Origin of the sequence: Streptomyces sp. NPDC015661 (assembly GCF_043077765.1) — a bacterium.
Classification (GTDB): domain Bacteria; phylum Actinomycetota; class Actinomycetes; order Streptomycetales; family Streptomycetaceae; genus Streptomyces.
In genome coordinates this window covers 797208-815490 of record NZ_JBIBST010000002.1, presented here as the reverse complement: position 1 = coordinate 815490, position 18283 = coordinate 797208, and the positions used below count along the sequence as shown (strand labels likewise).

General features: G+C 72.3%; 17 protein-coding genes. 9 read left to right on the top strand and 8 right to left on the bottom strand.

All coding sequences use genetic code 11. The annotated features are described in order from the left end of the window. The first annotated feature begins 47 nt into the window (after positions 1–47). Positions 48–1097 carry a LacI family DNA-binding transcriptional regulator gene (locus ACF07V_RS08230; protein WP_392152276.1) on the top strand — a complete coding sequence of 350 codons (1050 nt, stop codon included), beginning with the start codon at positions 48–50 and terminating at the stop codon, positions 1095–1097. 7 nt (positions 1098–1104) lie between these two features. On the opposite strand, the gene ACF07V_RS08225 is transcribed toward ACF07V_RS08230, so the two are convergent. After that, on the bottom strand, positions 1105–2739 hold the full coding sequence (locus ACF07V_RS08225; protein ID WP_392152274.1) for an amidohydrolase: 1635 nt from the start codon (positions 2737–2739) through the stop codon (positions 1105–1107). 92 nt (positions 2740–2831) lie between these two features. Here ACF07V_RS08225 and ACF07V_RS08220 point away from each other — a divergent pair, with 92 nt between their 5' ends. The 4 genes from ACF07V_RS08220 to surE all read left to right on the top strand — a co-directional run bounded on the left by ACF07V_RS08220 (position 2832) and on the right by surE (position 7593). After that, positions 2832–3545: a TetR/AcrR family transcriptional regulator gene (locus ACF07V_RS08220; protein WP_392152272.1), complete on the top strand. Its 714-nt coding sequence runs from the start codon at positions 2832–2834 to the stop codon at positions 3543–3545. Positions 3546–3658: 113 nt separating this feature from the next. Further along, positions 3659–5050, top strand: a complete 1392-nt coding sequence (locus ACF07V_RS08215) for an NAD(P)/FAD-dependent oxidoreductase (RefSeq protein ID WP_392152271.1) — start codon at positions 3659–3661, stop codon at positions 5048–5050. 86 nt (positions 5051–5136) lie between these two features. Beyond that, entirely contained in the window at positions 5137–6402 is a 1266-nt protein-coding gene (locus ACF07V_RS08210; RefSeq protein ID WP_392152269.1) for an MFS transporter, read from the top strand. Between the two features lie 114 nt (positions 6403–6516). Next, entirely contained in the window at positions 6517–7593 is a 1077-nt protein-coding gene (surE, locus tag ACF07V_RS08205) for a 5'/3'-nucleotidase SurE (protein WP_392152267.1), read from the top strand. 27 nt (positions 7594–7620) lie between these two features. Here surE and ACF07V_RS08200 read toward each other — a convergent pair whose 3' ends face one another. Further along, positions 7621–8034 carry a MarR family winged helix-turn-helix transcriptional regulator gene (locus tag ACF07V_RS08200; RefSeq protein ID WP_392152266.1) on the bottom strand — a complete coding sequence of 138 codons (414 nt, stop codon included), beginning with the start codon at positions 8032–8034 and terminating at the stop codon, positions 7621–7623. A 220-nt stretch (positions 8035–8254) separates the two neighbouring features. Here ACF07V_RS08200 and ACF07V_RS08195 point away from each other — a divergent pair, with 220 nt between their 5' ends. Genes ACF07V_RS08195 through ACF07V_RS08180 form a run of 4 tightly spaced genes read left to right on the top strand, consistent with a single transcriptional unit; the run spans position 8255 to position 12115 of the window. After that, entirely contained in the window at positions 8255–9166 is a 912-nt protein-coding gene (locus ACF07V_RS08195) for an SDR family oxidoreductase (RefSeq protein ID WP_392152264.1), read from the top strand. Between the two features lies 1 nt (position 9167). Beyond that, a complete protein-coding gene (locus ACF07V_RS08190) occupies positions 9168–10055 on the top strand; it encodes an amidohydrolase family protein (protein WP_392152262.1) in 888 nt (295 codons plus the stop codon). Between the two features lie 10 nt (positions 10056–10065). Beyond that, the gene (locus ACF07V_RS08185; protein WP_392152260.1) at positions 10066–11613 is read left to right on the top strand and encodes a long-chain fatty acid--CoA ligase; all 1548 of its coding nucleotides are present in this window, start codon (positions 10066–10068) and stop codon (positions 11611–11613) included. 43 nt (positions 11614–11656) lie between these two features. Then, a complete protein-coding gene (locus ACF07V_RS08180) occupies positions 11657–12115 on the top strand; it encodes a MaoC family dehydratase (protein WP_392152259.1) in 459 nt (152 codons plus the stop codon). Between the two features lie 168 nt (positions 12116–12283). Here ACF07V_RS08180 and ACF07V_RS08175 read toward each other — a convergent pair whose 3' ends face one another. From ACF07V_RS08175 to ACF07V_RS08150, 6 genes are read right to left on the bottom strand one after another with little or no spacing between them, the layout of a single operon-like run. Further along, a complete protein-coding gene (locus tag ACF07V_RS08175; RefSeq protein ID WP_392152258.1) occupies positions 12284–13315 on the bottom strand; it encodes an aldo/keto reductase in 1032 nt (343 codons plus the stop codon). Next, a complete protein-coding gene (locus tag ACF07V_RS08170; RefSeq protein ID WP_392152256.1) occupies positions 13312–14286 on the bottom strand; it encodes a Gfo/Idh/MocA family oxidoreductase in 975 nt (324 codons plus the stop codon). Before ACF07V_RS08170 ends, ACF07V_RS08175 begins: the two co-directional genes overlap by 4 nt. Position 14287: 1 nt before the next feature. Continuing rightward, positions 14288–15595, bottom strand: a complete 1308-nt coding sequence (ligA, locus tag ACF07V_RS08165; RefSeq protein ID WP_392152254.1) for a protocatechuate 4,5-dioxygenase subunit alpha — start codon at positions 15593–15595, stop codon at positions 14288–14290. 23 nt (positions 15596–15618) lie between these two features. Next, positions 15619–16536 (bottom strand): amidohydrolase family protein, encoded by a 918-nt coding sequence (locus ACF07V_RS08160; protein WP_392152252.1) that lies wholly within the window; start codon positions 16534–16536, stop codon positions 15619–15621. A 2-nt stretch (positions 16537–16538) separates the two neighbouring features. After that, positions 16539–17228: a 4-carboxy-4-hydroxy-2-oxoadipate aldolase/oxaloacetate decarboxylase gene (gene ligK / locus ACF07V_RS08155; RefSeq protein ID WP_392152250.1), complete on the bottom strand. Its 690-nt coding sequence runs from the start codon at positions 17226–17228 to the stop codon at positions 16539–16541. 17 nt (positions 17229–17245) lie between these two features. Then, positions 17246–18271 (bottom strand): amidohydrolase family protein, encoded by a 1026-nt coding sequence (locus tag ACF07V_RS08150; RefSeq protein ID WP_392152249.1) that lies wholly within the window; start codon positions 18269–18271, stop codon positions 17246–17248. Positions 18272–18283: the final 12 nt, after the last annotated feature.

Below are 18283 nucleotides of genomic sequence, written 5' to 3'. Positions count from 1 at the left end.
TGCGGGAACGGTTTTGCGCAGGTCGCGAGGGTGGCAGCATCACCACCATGACCGAAGCTTCACGGCCCGGCGGGCAGCCCTCGCCGCCCGTCCCGCGCGTCCGCCTGGTCGACGTGGCCCGCGAGGCGGGCCTGTCCAAGACGACCGTCTCGGCGGCGCTCAACGGCACCGGCAGACTCTCCCCCGAGGTACGGGAGAGGGCCCGCGAGACCGCGCGCAGGATGGGCTACCGGCCCAACGCCACCGCACGCCAGCTGCGCGCGGGACGGGCCCGGCTGATCGGATACGTGGTCGGCGAGTTCGCCGCCACTCCCTGGACCTTTCTCGAGTCGCCGTATTTCGCCCGGCTGACCGGGGCCACCGCGGCCACCGCGCTGCGACGCGGCTACGCCGTGGTCCTGCTGCCCGCCGGCTCCTTGCAGAGCGAGTGGGCCGACCTGTCCCTCGACGCGGTGGTCGTCGCCGACCCCGTCGCCGAGGACCCGGTCGTCGAAAGCCTCCTCGCCGCCGGTATCCCCGTCTTCACGGACCGTTCCGTCGAGGGGCTGCCGGGGGGCTACTGGGTGGACGTCGACGCGGGCGGCGCCGTCCGCGAGGCCCTCGACCACCTCCTGGAACAGGGGGCCCGCAGGCCCGTCCTCGTGGTGCCGGACAGCACCACCCGCTTCCACACCGAGGTGTGCGCCGCCCACCGGGAGTGGTGCGCCGCCCACGCCCTGCCGGAGCGCGCGGTACGCGTCGGGGAGGCCGGCAACGGCCCGGTGGTGCGCGCCGTCGAGACCGCCCTGGCCGGCGAGGGGCCGGAGCGGCCCGACGCCCTTCTGGTCGTCGCGGAGGCGAGCCCGCCCCTCGTCCTGGAGGCGGCGCGCCGCCACGGGTACGAGGTCCCGGACGACCTGCTGGTCGTCCTGGTCAGCGAGGACGCCACGGCCCTGCACACCGAGCCGCCCGTGACCACGCTGAGCCTGCGGCCCGAGGCGGTGGCGGAGGCCGGCATCGAGCACCTCGTCGCGGTCCTGGAACACGGCCGGCGGGAGCCGGCCGGGACACTCGTCCCGACGCGCTTGGACGTACGGGGCTCGTCGCTGCGCCGCTGAGGCACGGTCAGACCGAGTGGACCAGCCGGCCGCCGACGTAGGTCCGTTCCACCCGGGCCTCGGCGATCTCCTCCGGCGGGCCCGTGAGGATGTCGCGGTCCAGGACGACCAGGTCGGCGAGGTGGCCGGGCCGCAGGCTGCCGGTGTCGTCGAGACCGTTCACGTGCGCGGTGCCCGCGGTGTAGGCGGCCAGCGCCGTGGTGAGGTCGAGGCGCTGCTCGGCGTAGAAGACCCGGTCGTCGGTGGCCTCGGGGTCGCGGCGGTTCACCGCGACGTGGATGCCCTCGATCGGGTTCGGGCTGCTGACCGGCCAGTCGCTGCCGGCGGCGAGGGTGGCCCCGGCCCGTACGAGATCGCCGAACGGGTACTGCCAGGCGGCCCGCTCGGGACCCAGGAACGGGATGGTCAGCTCGTCCATCTGCGGCTCGTGCGCGGCCCACAGCGGCTGGATGTTCGCGATGGCGCCGAGCTTCGCGAACCGGGCCAGGTCCTCGGGGTGGACGACCTGGAGGTGGGCGAGGTGGTGCCGGTTGCCGCGGCGGCCGTTGGCGGCGATCGCCGCCTCGACGGCGTCCAGGGCCTCACGGACGGCCCGGTCGCCCAGGGCGTGGAAGTGGACCTGGAAGTCCAGGGCGTCGAGCTCGGTCACGTACCCGCGCAGCGCCTCGGGATCGACGAAGCTCAGGCCGCTGTTGGCGGTGGCGCAGCCGCAGCCGTCCAGGTACGGGGTGGTCATCGCGGCGGTGAAGTTCTCCGCGATGCCGTCCTGCATGATCTTCACCGAGCCGGCGCGGAAGCGGCCGGAGGTCAGCTTCTCGCGCCTGGCCACCAGTTCGGGTATCTGCTCGGCGCCCCGCTCCCGGTCCCACCACAGCGCCCCGGTCACCCGGGCCGTCAGCGAACCGTCGCCCGCGGCCGCCATGTACGCCTCGGACGGGTCGGCCATGCCGGCGAAGGAGCCGAGCAGCGCGTCCTGCCAGGCCGTGATGCCGAGCGAGTGCAGCAGCTTCTGGGCCCGCAGCAGTCCGGCGAGCCGGTCCTCGGCGGTGGCCTCCGGCACCAGCCGGCCGACGAGACCGATCGCGCCCTCCTGGAGCATGCCGCTGGGGGAGCCGTCCGCCTCCCGCTCGATCCGGCCGTCGGCCGGGTCCGGGGTGCCGGCGGTGAGACCCGCGAGCTCCAGCGCCCGGGTGTTGGCCCAGGCGCCGTGGTGGTCACGGTTCGACAGGAGGACCGGCCGGTCCGGGACGACGGAGTCGAGCAGCTGCCGGGTGGGCAGGCCGCCCTCGAAGCTCTCCATCGACCAGCCGCCGCCGGTGATCCAGGCCTGCTCGGGGTTCGCGTCGGCGTACTCCCGGATCCGCTCCAGGTACTCGGCGACGCCGACCGTGCCGGTCAGATCGCACTCGGCCAGCTCCTTGCCGCCGCCGACCGCGTGGATGTGGGCGTCCTGGAAGCCGGGGAGCAGCAGCTTCCCCGTCAGGTCGACGACCTCCGTGCCGGGGCCGACGAGCTCCCGCACCTCGTCGTGGCCGACGGCCACGATCCGCTCGCCGACGACGGCGAGCGAGGTCGCCCGGGTGCGGGCCGGGTCCGCCGTGAAGACGGGACCGCGGGTGAAGACCAGATCGGCCGTGGTCATGGGCGCTCCAGAACAAGTGATGTCGGTTGGTGGGCGCCATGGAAGCGGGCGGGCCGTTTACACGTCAATAGTGTTGACGTAAGGTTCCGGCCATGTCCGAACGCGTGGTTCCCGAAGGCAGCCGGCAGCGTCGCCGCCCCACCAAGCAGGGCGCCGTCCTCTCGGAGCGGCTCATCGTCGAGACCGCGCTGCGCCTGATCGCGCAGCACGGCGCGGAAGCCCTGTCGGTACGGAGGCTGGGCGCCGCGCTCGGCGCCGACCCGACGGCCCTCTACCGCTACTTCCGGAACACCGACGCCCTGCTGCTCGCCGTCGCGGACGAGATGATCGGCCGCGCCCAGGAGGGCTGGACGGCCACCGGCGACTGGCGGGCCGACCTCCGTGACCTGGGGCTTCGCATCCACGGCTGCTACATGGCCTACCCGCAGGCGGCGGCCCTCGCGGCCCACCGCACCACCGGGCGGCCGTACGAGACCCGGGCCGTCGAGCGGATCCTCGGCGTCCTGCGCTCCGCCGGCTTCCCGGACGGACTCGCCGTGCGGATCTACCACGCCTTCGTCGACCAGGCCCTCGCCTTCGCCGCCCAGGACGCCGCCGCCCTGGCCCTGCCGCCCGCCGCCCAGGAGAAGGAGGAGCAGGTCTGGCACGCGGTCTACGGCCGGCTGTCCGCCGACACCCACCCGAACATCGCCGCGACCTTCCCCCTCCTGGCCGCCGACATGAGCGACAGCGGCTACCCGTTCGCGCTGGAACTGATGCTGAGCGCGGTGGCGGCGCTACGACCGGAGCCCGGCCCGGAGAGGTGACGCGGGGGGTCTTACGTCAACACCATTGACCTTGTTCCCGCGGCGGAGTCTCATGGGCGGCACTTCGGAGGCTCCCCGCGCTCGGGCGTCTCCGCGACCCCGAAGGAACACCCATGAACCACCTCAGCTCGCTCCGGGACGTCGACCCCACCCCGTTCTGGCTGGACGACCCGCGCCGACCTCAGCCCGCCCCCGCCCTCGTCGGCGGCACCACCTGCGACCTCCTCGTGGTCGGCGGCGGCTACACCGGCCTGTGGACCGCCCTCAACGCCAAGGAACGCAACCCCTCCGCCGACGTCGTGCTCGTCGAGGCGGACGAGGTCGGCGGCGCCGCCTCCGGCCGCAACGGCGGGTTCTGCGAGGCCAGCCTCACCCACGGCCTCGCGAACGGCCTCCAGCGCTGGCCCGAGGAGATCGGCCGCCTGGAACACCTCGGCCGCGAGAACCTCCGGGGCATCGAGGACGCCATCCAGCGGTACGGCATCGACTGCGACTGGGAGCGCACCGGCTCCCTCGCCGTCGCCACCGAGCGCTACCAGCTCGAAGGCCTCGCCGAGGAGGCCGAAGCCGCCACCCGCTACGGAGGCACGCCCCTCCTCCTCGACGCCGACGAGGTCCGCGCCGAGATCGACTCACCCACCTTCCTCGGCGGCGTCTGGAACAAGGACGACGTCGCCATGGTCAACCCCGCCCGGCTCGCCTGGGGCCTCAAGCAGGCATGCCTCGACCTCGGCGTCCGCATCCACGAGCGCACCCCCGCGACATCGCTCGACGAGCACGGTGCCGTCATGGGCGTCGGCACCCCCTACGGCCGGATCACCGCCCGCCGCGTCGCGCTCGCCACCAACGCCTACCCGTCCCTGCTCCGCCGCCACCGCCCGTACACCGTCCCCGTGTACGACTACGCGCTGATGACCGAACCGCTCACCGACGACCAGCTCGCCTCCGTCGGCTGGGCCCGTCGCCAGGGCTTCGCGGACTGCGCCAACCAGTTCCACTACGTCCGGCTCTCCGCCGACAACCGCATCCTCTGGGGCGGTTACGACGCGATCCACCACGGCGGTCCGGTCCGCGCCGAGCACGACCGCAGGCCCGCGACCTACGCGACCCTCGCCTCGCATTTCTTCACGACGTTTCCGCAGCTCGAAGGGGTTCGCTTCAGTCACGCCTGGGGCGGAGCCATTGACACCAGCACCCGTTTCTGCGTTTTCTTTGACACGAGTCACCACGGCAAGGTCGCCTACGCCGCCGGATACACCGGCCTCGGCGTCGGCGCCACGCGCTTCGGTGCCGACGTGCTGCTCGACCTGCTCGCGGGCGAGCACACCGAGCGCACCGAGCTCGAACTCGTACGCCGCAAGCCGCTGCCCTTCCCGCCCGAGCCCGTCCGCTCGATCGGCATCAACATCACCAAGTGGTCCATGGCACGCGCCGACCTGAACGAGGGACGCCGCAACCTCTGGCTGCGCACCCTCGACCGCTTCGGCCTCGGCTTCGACAGCTGACCGGCACCACCCCCGCACCACCCTTCCCGCTCACGCATGACCCGCCGCACAGGACGCCTCCCGGGGCCGCGGCCGAGGAGAACCACATGAACGCATCCGAAGTCCGGCCGGCCGACCCGGCGGAGTCGGAGCCGCAGGCCGCCGGCCCGGTCGCCGGCCGAGGCGCCCTGCTGCGGCTGATGCCCATGCTCACGGTGGCGAACGCCGCCATGTTCATGGTCTACATGGGCATCGGTGTGGTTCTCCTGCCGGTCCAGGTCGAACTCGTCGACCCGGCGAACAAGGTCGCCAACTTCGGTCTCGTCTCCGGCGTCGCCGCCATCTTCGCGACCCTCTTCAACCCGCTGGCCGGACTGCTCTCCGACCGCTCGGGACGGCGCAACCCCTGGATCCTGTGCGGCGGTCTCGCCGCCCTCGGCGCGCTCGCCCTGCTCGGCGCCGCCCGGACGGTGCTCCTCGTCACCATCGGCTGGTGTCTCGTCCAGGCCATGATGAACATCTACCAGGCCGCCCTGACCGCCGTCGTCCCCGACCGCGTCCCCGTCGAACGCCGTGGCCTGGCCTCCGCGATGGTCGGCATCGGCACCCCCATCGGCTCCGCCGTCGGCATCTCCACCGCCGCCCTGTTCGTCCCCGGCGACGTCACCCTCGGCTATCTCGTACTCGGCGCGATCATCGCCGGCGCGGCCGTCCTCTTCACCGGCGCGGTCCGCGAGCGGAAGCGTCCCACGGTCGAGACGGTGCCGCTGCGCAAGCAGCTGGCCGCATTCGCGGACACCCTGAGGTCGGCCGACTTCCGCTGGGTCTTCATCGGCCGCTTCCTGATGATGCTCGGCTTCTTCTCGGTCTCGCTGTTCCAGATGTACATCCTCCAGGACCACATCAGGCTCCCCGAAGGGCTCGACGCCACCGAGGCCGTCGCCTTCATCGCCCCCCTCGACGCCGGCGTCACCCTGCTCGCCACCGTCCTCGGCGGACTGCTCTCCGACCGCATGGGCCGCCGCAAGCCGCTGGTCGGCCTCTCCTGCACCCTCTGCGCCGTCGCGATGCTCGTGCCGGTCGTCAAGCCGGACTGGACCGGCATGCTGATCTTCACCGTCGTCATGGGCCTCGCCTTCGGCTGCTACATGGCCGTGGACACCGCCCTCGTCACCCTGGTCCTGCCCAGCGCCGACGACGCGGCCCGCGACATGGGCGTCCTCAACATCGCGAACGCCGGCCCGCAGATCCTCGCCCCGTTCCTGGCCTCGCTGCTCGTCGGCGCGGTCGGCTACGACGGTCTCTACGTCGCGGCCGCCCTGATCACCCTGGTCGGCGCGGCGGCGGTCATCCCGATCAAGTCGGTCCGCTGACCCCGCACGGATCCACCTCCCCCTGACTCGCGGCCCTCCCGGAGCCGCGACGCCGGGCGGCGCGACCTGACCGAGCGCCGCCCGGCACCCCTCCCCACCGAAGGGAACACGCCCATGTCGCCGATGTCGCCGACCACGCGCAGGATCGGACTCGCGGCCGTGGGGGCCGCACTGATCGCCGCCGCGGGAGTGACCGCGTACGCCACCACTCCCGGCACCGCCGAGAAGGCCCTCCCGCTCGCGGGGATGCGGATCCTGATCTCCAACGACGACTCCATGCAGGCGGCGAAGGCGAGCAACTCCGACGGTCTCGGCCTGTACGAGCTCCGCCGCGCGATGTGTGCCGCCGGGGCCGACGTCGTCGTCATGGCGCCCTGGCAGGTCCAGTCCGGCAAGGGCACCGCCGTCACCAACGGCGGCGTCCTCACCGCCCAGCGCCGCACCGCCCTGCCCGCCGGCTACGAGAACGACTGCGCCCAGGCCCCGTCCCGCGGAGCCGTCTACGGCGTCTGCCTCGCCGACGGCCCCTGCACCAAGGACTCCCCGTCCGCCACCCCCGCCGACACCGTCAAGCTCGCCCTGCGCGCCGGCCTCAAGGCCAAGGCCGGCTGGACCGAGGCACCCGACCTCGTCCTCACCGGCATCAACTCCGGCCCCAACGTCTCCGCGAGCGTGAACGACTCCGGCACCGTGGGCGCTGCCGTCGCCGCGATCGACCAGGGCGTGCCCGCGATCGCGTTCTCCTCCTCCGGCGACGAGAGCAACCTGAACTTCCCCCGCGTCAACTACCGTGCCAACGCCGAGTTCGGGGCCCGTTTCGTCGCGGGCCTCGAGGAACGCGGCCTGCTGACCGGCGACTTCGCGCTCAAGGTCGACTACCCCGACGTCAGCACCGGTCAGCGGGCCGGGACCCCGGCCTGGACGAGCGTCGGCCGCGGCGCCGTCGTCTGGCACGCCTACGAGCAGACCGGGGACGACTCCTTCGAGATCGGCCTGGGCTTCTGCGAGGAGACGCCGGGAGAGCCCTGCACCGAGACCGTGAAGGACGCCGACTCCGCGGCCCTGTTCCGCGACGGCCGCATCGCGATCGCGCCGGTGACCGCCGACCGCACCTACGGCGCGAAGGAAGCGCACCCCGAGACGCTGCGGAAGATCCGCCGGTACGTCGAGCACGACGCCCCGCGCGGCTGATCCCTGCTCCGAGGACCGGGGGTTCTTCTACGACAGGGAGCGCCACGCCCCGACCAGGGCCTCCCTGAGCACATGGATCTCCTCGGCGCTCAGACCGGCGACCATGCGCTCCTCCAGTGCGCGCGCCGGCCCGGCGTACTCGGCGAGCAGTCGCCGTCCCGGGTCGGCGAGCAGGATGAGGCGCTCGCGGCGGTTGGCGGGGTTGGGCTCGCGGCGGATCAGGCCCCGGCTCTCCAGGGCGCGGACCATGTCGGCCATCGACTGGGCGGTGACGAAGGAGTCGCGGGCGAGCTGGGCGGCGGAGATGCCGTCGTGCCGCTCAAGGACGGTCAGGGCGGTGTACTGCAGGGCCGTGATCCCGGCGGGCTTGACCAGTTCCTCCAGGCGGGCCCGCACCGCCAGCTCCGTCCTCTTGAGCAGGTAGAGCAGTGAGGTGCTCACGTTCGTCCTCCCGTGGTGAAGGTGCGCCCGGGGTGGCCGTACCGCTCCCGAACCGGCTGCCGCCGGAGTGGCGGCGCCCCTCACCCTAAAACATTGACAGGAATCCTGTTAATGCCCAGACTGGCGTTCATCAGGATTCCTGTCGATCCCGGCTTGTGCCGGGACCTTCGGCACACCCCCTTCCACCCCCCTTCCACCCCCTTGAGGAGAGGCATCTCTCATGGATCTTCACGGCAAGGTCGCCGTCGTCACCGGCAGCGGACGCGGTCTCGGACTGGCCTACGCCCAGGCTCTCGCCGCGGCCGGCGCCGCCGTCGTCGTCAACGACGTCGACCGGGCCGTCGTCGACGCCGCCGTCGCCGCCATCACGGCCGAGGGGGGCAGGGCGACCGGCGTCGTCGCGGCGGTGGGCGACAGCGCCGCCGCCCAGGAGCTGGTGGACACGGCCGTGCGCGAGTTCGGGAGCCTGGACGTGCTCGTCACGAACGCCGGCATCCTGCGCGACCGCGTGCTGTGGAAGATGACCGACGAGGACTTCGACGACGTGGTCCGCGTCCACCTGCGCGGCACCTTCACCTGCGCCCGCGCCGCCGCCGTCCGCATGCGCGAGCAGGGCACCGGCGGCCGCCTCGTCCTCATCTCCTCCCCGGCCGGCCAGCGCGGCAACTTCGGCCAGACCAACTACGCCGCCGCCAAGGCGGGCATCGTCGCCATGGCCCGCACCTGGGCCATGGAGCTGGGCCGCGCCGGCATCACCGTCAACGCCGTCGTCCCGGTCGCCGCCACCGAGATGACCAAGACCATCCCGGCGTTCGCCCCGGTCATCGAGGAGTCCGAGCGCACGGGCAAGCCGCTGCCGGACTGGCTGCGCAAGGACGAGGGCCTCGGCACGGTCGAGGACGTCGCCGCCCTGATCACCTTCCTGGCCTCGGACGACTCCGACGGAGTGACCGGGCAGGCCATCGGCATCGGCGGCGACCGACTCGCCCTGTGGGCCCACCCCAAGGAGAAGGCCGTCGCCCTCGCCGACGGCGGCTGGACCGCCGACGCCATCGCCGTCGAGTGGCCGGGCGGCGTCGGCGCCGAGCCCGAGACCTACGGCATCCCCGCGCCCCAGGCCCCGGTGGCGTGACATGAGCGACCTCGCCCTCGACCTCGACCGGCTCACGGCCATCGACGTGCACACGCACGCGGAGATCTCCAAGGACGGCCACGGGGCGCTGAGTCCGGAGCTCTTCGGGGCCTCCGAGGAGTACTTCAAGGCCCACGGCCACCGGCAGCCGACCATCGACGAGATGGCCGACCACTACCGGGAGCGCCGCATGGCGGCGGTGGTGTTCACCGTCGACGCCGAGCACGCCACCGGCCACCCGCGGATCTCCAACGAGGAGATCGCGGAGAGCTGCGCCGCCCACGCCGACGCGCTCATCCCCTTCGCGAGCATCGACCCGCACAAGGGACGCGCGGGCGTACGGGAGGCACGGCGCCTGGTCGAGGAGTACGGCGTCCGCGGCTTCAAGTTCCACCCGAGCATCCAGGCGTTCTCGCCGAACGACCGGCTCGCCTACCCGCTGTACGAGGCCATCGAGGAGCTGGGCGTGCCCGCGCTCTTCCACACCGGCCAGACCGGCATCGGCGCCGGCGTCCCGGGCGGCGGCGGCATCCGGCTGAAGTACTCCAACCCGATGCTGATCGACGACGTGGCCGTCGACTTCCCGGAGCTGCGGATCGTCCTGGCCCACCCGTCCTTCCCCTGGCAGGACGAGGCCCTGGCGGTGGCCACGCACAAGCCGCACGTGTACATCGACCTGTCCGGCTGGTCCCCGAAGTACTTCCCGCCGCAGCTCGTCCGGTACGCCAACACCCTGCTCAAGGACAAGGTGCTCTTCGGCTCCGACTACCCCGTCATCACCCCCGACCGCTGGCTCGCCGACTTCGAGAAGCTCGACATCAAGCCCGAGGTCCGGCCGAAGATCCTCAAGGGGAACGCCGCCTACCTGCTGGGTCTGACGGCGGACTGAAGGAGACTCCGTGTTGAACCAAGGCATCGGCTCCTGGCCCGCGCGCCGGGCCCGCAAGACGCCCGGCCGGGTCGCCGTGGTCCACGAGGACCGCACCCTGACCTACGGCGAGCTGCACGAGCGCGTCCTTCGCCTCGCCCACGCGCTGCGCGACCTCGGCGTGGCGCGGGGCGACCGGGTCGCGTACCTCGGCCCCAACCATCCGGCGTTCCTGGAGACCCTGTTCGCCGCCGGGGCGCTGGGCGCGGTCTTCGTCCCGCTCAACACCCGGCTCGCGGCGCCGGAGCTGGCCCACAACCTGGCCGACTCGGGCAGCACCGTCCTCGTCCACGCGCCCGAGCAGGACGGGACGGCCCGTGCCGCGGCGGCCGAGGCGGGCGCACGGCACCGGATCGACCTCGCCGGCCCCGACGAGGACGGAGGTCTCGGCTACGAGGAACTTATCGCCGGCGCCGGGACCGATCCGCTGGACGAGGCGGTGGCACCCGAGGACCCGTGCATGATCATGTACACCTCCGGGACCACGGGCCGCCCCAAGGGCGCCGTCCTCTCCCACGCCAACATCACCTGGAACAGTGTCAACGTCCTGGTCGACACCGATGTTTCCGGCGACGAGGTGACCCTCGTCGTGGCCCCGCTGTTCCACACCGCCGGCCTCAACATGACCTGTCTGCCGACCCTCCTGAAGGGCGGCCGCGTGGTCCTCCTCGGCGCGTTCGACCCCGAACGCGTCCTGGAGATCGTCGAGGTCCAGCGGGTGACGTACATGTTCGGCGTCCCCACCATGTACGACGCGATGGCCGCCCGGCCCCGCTGGGCGACCGCCGACCTGTCGAGCCTGCGCACCCTCAACTGCGGCGGTGCCCCCGTGCCCGCCCGCACCATCGCCACGTACCTCGACCGCGGCCTCGCCTTCAGCCAGGGCTACGGCATGACCGAGGCGTCCCCCGGCGTCCTGTTCCTGGACCGGGAGAAGGCCTCGGAGAAGGCGGGCTCCGCCGGGGTGCCGCACTTCTTCACCGACACCCGTGTCGTCGGGCCCGACGGCCGCGAGGCGGGCCCGGGGGAGCGCGGCGAGGTCCTCGTCCAGGGCCCCAACGTCATGACCGGCTACTGGGGACGGCCCCAGGACACCGAGGCCGTCTTCACCGACGGCCGCTGGCTGCGCACCGGCGATGTCGCCCGCACCGACGACGAGGGCTACGCCTACATCGTCGACCGGGTCAAGGACATGTTCGTCTCGGGCGGGGAGAACGTCTACCCGGCCGAGGTGGAGGACGCGCTCCTCGACCACCCCGCCGTCGCCGAGTGCGCGGTCATCGGCGTGCCGGACCCGGTCTGGGGCGAGGTCGGCCGCGCCGTCGTCGTGCTGCGCCCCGGCGCCCGCGCCGACCAGGACGACATCCTCGGCCACCTCACGGGCCGGCTCGCCAAGTACAAGATCCCCAAGTCGCTCGTCCTGACCGAAGAGCTGCCCCGCACGCCCTCCGGGAAGATCATCAAGCCCGCCGTGCGCGACACCTACGCCACCGGCCCCGCCGAGCGCCCCCATCCGTGACCGAGCCGGGAGCGAACCGCTCCCGCCATCGAAAGGACCCTCCATGTCCACCACCGCCAACGGCCTCGACGAACTCAAGTCCCTCAGCGGAGCCGACCTCGGCCGCACGCGCTGGCTCGAGATCACCCAGGACCGGGTGAACACCTTCGCCGACGCCACCGACGACCACCAGTGGATCCACACCGACCCGGAGAAGGCCAAGGACGGCCCCTTCGGCGGCCCCATCGCCCACGGCTACCTCACCCTCTCCCTCATGATCCCGCTCTTCGGGGAGCTGCTCACCATCACCGGCACCAAGATGAGCGTCAACTACGGCCTGGAGAAGGTCCGTTTCCCCAGCCCCGTCCCCGTCGGCGCGAAGATCCGCCTCCACGGCGTCGTCGGCACGGTGGAGGAGGTCAAGGGCAACGGCGTGCAGATGCCCCTGACGTTCACCGTCGAGGTCGAGGGCAACGAGAAGCCGGCCTGCGTCGCCGAGGCCGTGTACCGCCACTACGCCTGACACGACCACCTGTCGGGCCCGCACGGGGGGAGCCTCCGCCTACCGCACGGGCGGAGGCTTGCCGCGGGCCGCCGCGGCGGGCGGGGCGACGAGGACCCCGCCCGCCGGACGACACACGACGAGGGGCGGTACCGGCCACAAGGCCCGTACCGCCCCTCGTCGTATGCGTCAGCCCGCCCGGCCGCAGCGCTCGGTGTCGATCTCGGCGAGCGTGGACTCGTTGTAGCGGGGCCCGTGGACCGTCGCGGCGTTCAGCACCCGGTCCGCCGCGTCGAGCACCTCGCCCGGTACGTCGAGGTCGAGCACGGACAGGTTCTCCCGCAGATGGGGGACCGACCGGGTGCCGGGGATCGCGACGACGTGGGAGCCCCGGGAGACGACCCACGCCAGGGCCAGCTGCGGGAGACCGAGGCCCGCCTCGCCGGCGATCCGCTCCAGTTCCTGCCGCAGCGCCAGATTGGCGGGGTAGTGGCCGGAGTCGAAGCGGGGCATACCGCGGCGGATGTCCCCGGCGGGAAGACCGCCGAGGTCCGGGGGCGTCGAGGTGAGGAAGCCCCGGGCCAGCGGGCTGAACGCCACCAGGGCGACTCCGAGTTCACGGGCCGCCGCCAGAGTGCCCTGCTCCGGATTGCGCGACCAGAGGCTGTACTCGTTCTGCAGGGCGGCGATCGGATGCACGGCGTGCGCCCGGCGCAGCGTCGCCGCGGAGACCTCCGAGAGCCCGAGCGCGCGTACCTTCCCCGCCGCGACGAGTTCGGCCATCGCCCCGACGCTCTCCTCCACCGGGACCTGCCGGTCGACCCGGTGCAGGTAGTACAGGTCGACGACATCGGTGCGCAGCCGGGCCAGCGCCTCGTCCACGGTGCGCCGGAGGGTCTCCGGCCGCCCGTCGATGACGCGCCGGCCGTCGACCCCGGTCATCCCGCACTTGCTGGCCAGCACGATCCGGTCCCGGTGCGGGGCCAGCACCCGGCCGAGCAGCTCCTCGTTCGCGCCGAAGCCGTAGAGGGCGGCGGTGTCGAAGAGCGTGACGCCCTCCTCCAGCGCCGTCAGCAGCAGCTTCTCGGCGGCCTCCGGGCTCGGCGGGACACCGTACGCATGGCTCAGGTTCATACAGCCCAGGCCGATGGCAGGGACCGCGAACGGACCGAGCCGGCGCGGGGCGAGCCCCGCGCCGGCGGACGACGCGGCGGCGGTCACGAGCCCGCGACCGCGTTCAGCTGCTGCTCCAGCGCCGCCAGGGTCCGGTAGCAGGAAAGCACCTGGGCGATGGAGGAGTTCGGCTCGCGGCCCTCGCGGATGGCGGCGACGAACTCGCGGTCCTGGAGCTCGATGCCGTCCATCGACACGTCGACCCCGCTGACGTCGATGGGCTCCTCCTTTCCGGTGAACAGGTCGTCGTACCGGGCGATGTACGTGCCGGTGTCGCCGATGTAGCGGAAGAACGTGCCGAGCGGCCCGTCGTTGTTGAACGACAGCGACAGGGTGCAGATGGCGCCGTTCTCCGCCCGCAGCTGGATCGACATGTCCATCGCGATCCCCAGCTCGGGGTGGAGGGGGCCCTGCACGGCGTTGGCCTGCACGATCGGAGAACCCGCCTGGTACGCGAACAGGTCGACCGTGTGCGCGGCGTGGTGCCACAGCAGGTGGTCGGTCCAGGAGCGCGGCTCGCCGAGCGCGTTGAGGTTCTTCCGGCGGAAGAAGTACGTCTGCACGTCCATCTGCTGGACGGAGAACTCGCCCGCCTCGATCCGCCGCCGCACCCACTGGTGGCTCGGGTTGAACCGGCGGGTGTGGCCCACCATCGCCACGAGGCCCGTGCGCTCCGCCGCGGCCCGGCACGCCTCGGCGTCGCCGAGCGAGTCGGCGAGCGGGATCTCGACCTGGACGTGCTTGCCCGCTTCGAGGCACGCCAGCGTCTGCGAGGCGTGCAGCTGCGTGGGGGTGGCCAGGATGACGGCGTCGATGTCGTCCATGGCGAGGACCTCGTCCAGGGAGGCGACGGCGCGCCCGACGCCCTGCTCCGCGGCGAACTTCTGGGCGCGTTCGAGGCTGCTGCTCACGACGGCGGCCACCTCGACGCCCTCGATCCGCTTCAGCGCCGCCGCGTGCTTGGCGCCGAAGGCACCGCCGCCGGCCAGGGCGATCCGTACGGTCCGGTCGTCAGTCATGTCACTCCTTCACGGCGGGCTCTTCGGCCCGGGGGTGGTTTTCCAGGATCAGGTGTCCGACGGCCGTGTTGGACGCCGGCACATGGTAGAAGCGGTGCCTGACCTCGACCTCGCCGGAGCCGTCGACGTCGCTCATCGCGCCGCGGGCGATCAGCCACATGACCAGCTCGATGCCCTCCGAGCCCGCCTCCTCGACGTACTCCAGGTGCGGCACCTGTGCGAGGCCGGCGGGATCCTCGACCAGCCGGTCCAGGAAGGCGTTGTCCCACTCCCGGTTGATGAGGCCGGCCCGCGGGCCCTGGAGCTGGTGGCTCATGCCGCCGGTGCCCCACACCTGCACCCTGAGCGGCCGGTCGTACGACTCGATCGCCCGGCGCAGGGCGCGGCCGAGCTCGAAGCAGCGGGCGCCCGAGGGGACGGGGTACTGCACCACGTTGACGTGGAAGGGGATCACCTTGCACGGCCACTTCTCGGTGTCGCCGAACATCAGCGACAGCGGGACGGTGAGGCCGTGGTCGACCGTCAGCTCGTTCGCGAGGGTGAGGTCGAAGTCGTCCCTGATGAGCGAGTGCGCGATGTGCGCGGCCAGATCCGGGTCGCCCTCGACGCCGGGCACGGGGCGGGGCCCGTACCCCTCGTCGGCGGTGGGGAAGGCGGCGCCGGTCCCGAGGACGAAGGTGGGGATCAGGGACTGGTCGAAGGCGGAGGCGTGGTCGTTGTAGACCAGGAAGATCACGTCGGGGAGGTTCTCCCGCTCCCACCGCCTGGAGTACTCGTACCCCTCGAACACCGGTCGCCAGTAAGGCTCTTCGGTCTTCTCGTGATCCATCGCCGCGCCGATGGCCGGCACGTGGGAGGTGAAGACCGCGCCGGTGATCACGGCGTGCTCGGCCGGGGGCGTCGGGTCGGCGTGTGCCGCCTCCAGGACCGCGTGGTCGATGCGGTTCCCGTCGACGGAGCGGCCGCCGCCGACCATCATCGCGCGGTACTCCTCCTCGGTCATGCCGGTCATCGACCCCGCCATCTGCTGGAACGAGAACCCCAGGGTCGCGCCCCACTTGGCGAGGAAGTAGATGTTGCCGCCCTCGCGCATGGCGGCGTTGAGGTCGCGGTCGAGCAGGGCCCGCTTCTGCTCCTCCCGAAGCGGCCAGGCGTCCAGGTAGGCACGCTCGTCGGCGAGGTAGGCCGCGCGGTTCTCCGCGGTCATCAGCGACATGCAGAACTGGTTGAGGTGGTAGCCCTTGGCGGACTGTTCGGCGTCGAAGATCGTGGTCCCCGGCACCAGTTTGTAGGTCTTGTCCAGTGACATGGTGGCCTCCGGTCGTGGGCGGGTCAGTCGGCGTCCGGCCAGTACAGGCGCATCGGGTTGTCGACGAGGAGCTTCTGCCGCAGCGCCGGGGTCGGCGCGATGTGCGGGAGGAAGTCGACGAGCAGGCCGTCGTCGGGCATGTGATCGGTGAGGTTGGGGTGCGGCCAGTCGGTGCCCCACAGGACGCGGTCGGGGAACTCCTCGACGACGCGCCGGGCGAAGGGGACCACGTCACGGTAGGCGTTCCGCTCCCCGTCGAGGGCCGGCGGGCCGGTCAGCGAGAGCCGCTCCGGGCACGTCACCTTGCACCAGATGTCCGGACGGGCCCGCATGAAGTTCAGGAAGGCCTCGAAGTCGGGCCCTTCCGGGTCCTTCGCGGTGTCCGGCCGTCCCATGTGGTCGACGACCAGCGGGACGGGGATCGACAGCAGGAAGTCCCGCAGGTCGGGGAGGTCCGCGGCCTCGAAGTAGACGACGACGTGCCAGCCGTACGGCGCGATCTTCTCGGCGACGTCCCGCAGGTGCTGCTGCGGCGCCGCGTCCACGAGCCGCTTCACGAAGTTGAACCGCACCCCGCGGACGCCCGCCTCGTGCAGCTCCCGCACCTGGGCGTCGGTGACGTCGGGGCGCAGCGTCGCCACGCCCCGGGCCAGCCCGCCGGAGGCCCGCAGGGCGTCGACCATGGCGGTGTTGTCGGCGCCGTGACAGGTCGCCTGCACCACGACGTTCCGGGCGAAGCCGAGGTGGTCGCGGAGCGCGAACAGCTGGTCCTTGGACGCGTCGCACGGCGTGTACTTGCGCTCGGGGGCGTACGGGAACTCGGCGCCCGGTCCGAAGACGTGGCAGTGCGCGTCGACGGCGCCGGAGGGGAGCCGGAACTGCGGCCGGCTCGGACCTGCGTACCAGTCCAGCCAGCCCGGGGTCTTCTCGAAGGTCGTCATCGTCAGTCCTCGTAACGCAGGCCGAGCTCGGCCAGCGGGCCGCGCATGCCGTACAGGTCCAGGCCGAGCCGGCCCGCGCGGAACTGCGCCCGCTTGCCTTCCTCGTTGGCCTCGCGGGCGGCGGAGGCGGCGGCCACCTCGGCGGCCCGCTCGCGCGGCACCACGACGACGCCGTCGGCGTCGGCGACGATCACGTCGCCGGGGCGGACGAGGGCGTTGCCGCAGACCACGGGCACGTTGACGGAGCCGAGGGTGGCCTTGACGGTGCCCTTGGCGTTGATCGCGCGGGAGAAGACGGGGAAGTCCATCCGCTCCAGGTCGGTGACGTCGCGGACGCCTCCGTCGATGATCAGGCCCCGGCAGCCGCGGGCGCGGAACGACGTGGCGAGCAGCTCGCCGAAGAAGCCGTCCTCGCTCTCGGTCGTGCAGGCCGCGACGACGACGTCGCCGTCCTGGATCTGCTCGGCGGCCACGTGGAGCATCCAGTTGTCGCCGGGCTGGAGGAGCGTGGTCACGGCCGTGCCGCACATCCGGGCCTTCGGGTAGGCGGGGCGCAGGTAGGGGCGCATGAGCCCGACCCGGCCCATGGCCTCGTGGATCGTCGCGACGCCGTACTTCGCCAGCTCCGCGACGGCCTCCGGGTCCGCCCGATCGATCTTCGTGTGGACGACGCCGAGTTCGGTGTGTTCCATGGGTGCTTCTCCTGGGGTCAGCGGCCGGCCGCGGCGAGGCGGGCGGCGAGTCGGGGGTAGACGCGCAGGGCGTTGCCGGAGTACACGGCGGCGCGGTCCTCGTCCGTCAGGTGCGGGGTGGCGTCGACGTACCGCTTCGTGTCGTCGAAGTGGTGGCCGGTGTGCGGGTCGATGTCGCGGACCGCGCCGATCATCTCGCTGGCGAAGAGCACGGACCTGCCGGGGACGACCCGCGTGAGCAGGTCGATGCCGGGCTGGTGGTAGACGCAGGTGTCGAAGAAGACGTTGTCGAGCAGGGTCTCGGGGTCCGGCCGGCCGAGCGCCATGGCCAGGCCGCGGAACCGGCCCCAGTGGTACGGGACGGCGCCGCCGCCGTGCGGGATCACGAACCGCAGCGTCGGGAAGTCCTTGAACAGGTCGCCCTGGAGCAGCTGCATGAACGCCGTGGTGTCGGCGTTGAGGTAGTGGGCGCCGGTGGTGTGGAACGCCGGGTTGCACGAGGTGCTGACGTGGATCATCGCGGGGATGTCGTACGCGACCATCGCCTCGTAGACCGGGTACCAGCTCCGGTCGGTGAGCGGCGGCGCGGTCCACCTGCCGCCCGAAGGGTCGGGGTTCAGGTTGACGGTGACCGCGCCGAGCTCCTCGACCGCGCGGCGCAGTTCGGGCAGGCAGGTCGCGGGCTCGACGCCCGGCGACTGCGGCAGCATCGCGCCCATGGCGAAGCGGTCGGGGTGGAGCGTGCTGACGCGGTGGACCAGGTCGTTGCAGATCCGGGCCCACACCGAGGACACCGCGAAGTCACCGATGTGGTGGGCCATGAAACTGGCACGCGGGGAGAAGATCGTCAGGTCGCTGCCGCGCTCGTCCATGAGCCGCAGCTGGTTGCCCTCGATCGCCTGCCGCAGGTCGTCGTCGGTGATGACCAGCTCGTCGGGATCCGGGACGGGGCCGCGGCCCTCGGCCGCCGCGATCTGACGGTCGCGCCACTGCCCCAACTGCGGCGGCGCGGTGGTGAAGTGACCGTGGCAGTCGATGATCATGGATGTGCTCCT

What these genes read in the sequence shown, in the direction of transcription:
- ACF07V_RS08215 (WP_392152271.1), top strand. Translation starts at nt 3,659, where the DNA reads ATGAACCACCTCAGCTCGCTCCGGGACGTCGACCCCACCCCGTTCTGG.
- ACF07V_RS08225 (WP_392152274.1), bottom strand. Translation starts at nt 2,739, where the DNA reads ATGACCACGGCCGATCTGGTCTTCACCCGCGGTCCCGTCTTCACGGCG.
- ACF07V_RS08195 (WP_392152264.1), top strand. Translation starts at nt 8,255, where the DNA reads ATGGATCTTCACGGCAAGGTCGCCGTCGTCACCGGCAGCGGACGCGGT.
- ACF07V_RS08160 (WP_392152252.1), bottom strand. Translation starts at nt 16,536, where the DNA reads ATGACGACCTTCGAGAAGACCCCGGGCTGGCTGGACTGGTACGCAGGT.
- ligA (WP_392152254.1), bottom strand. Translation starts at nt 15,595, where the DNA reads ATGTCACTGGACAAGACCTACAAACTGGTGCCGGGGACCACGATCTTC.
- ACF07V_RS08220 (WP_392152272.1), top strand. Translation starts at nt 2,832, where the DNA reads ATGTCCGAACGCGTGGTTCCCGAAGGCAGCCGGCAGCGTCGCCGCCCC.
- ACF07V_RS08210 (WP_392152269.1), top strand. Translation starts at nt 5,137, where the DNA reads ATGAACGCATCCGAAGTCCGGCCGGCCGACCCGGCGGAGTCGGAGCCG.
- ACF07V_RS08190 (WP_392152262.1), top strand. Translation starts at nt 9,168, where the DNA reads ATGAGCGACCTCGCCCTCGACCTCGACCGGCTCACGGCCATCGACGTG.
- ACF07V_RS08150 (WP_392152249.1), bottom strand. Translation starts at nt 18,271, where the DNA reads ATGATCATCGACTGCCACGGTCACTTCACCACCGCGCCGCCGCAGTTG.
- ACF07V_RS08180 (WP_392152259.1), top strand. Translation starts at nt 11,657, where the DNA reads ATGTCCACCACCGCCAACGGCCTCGACGAACTCAAGTCCCTCAGCGGA.
- ACF07V_RS08170 (WP_392152256.1), bottom strand. Translation starts at nt 14,286, where the DNA reads ATGACTGACGACCGGACCGTACGGATCGCCCTGGCCGGCGGCGGTGCC.
- ACF07V_RS08230 (WP_392152276.1), top strand. Translation starts at nt 48, where the DNA reads ATGACCGAAGCTTCACGGCCCGGCGGGCAGCCCTCGCCGCCCGTCCCG.
- ligK (WP_392152250.1), bottom strand. Translation starts at nt 17,228, where the DNA reads ATGGAACACACCGAACTCGGCGTCGTCCACACGAAGATCGATCGGGCG.
- surE (WP_392152267.1), top strand. Translation starts at nt 6,517, where the DNA reads ATGTCGCCGATGTCGCCGACCACGCGCAGGATCGGACTCGCGGCCGTG.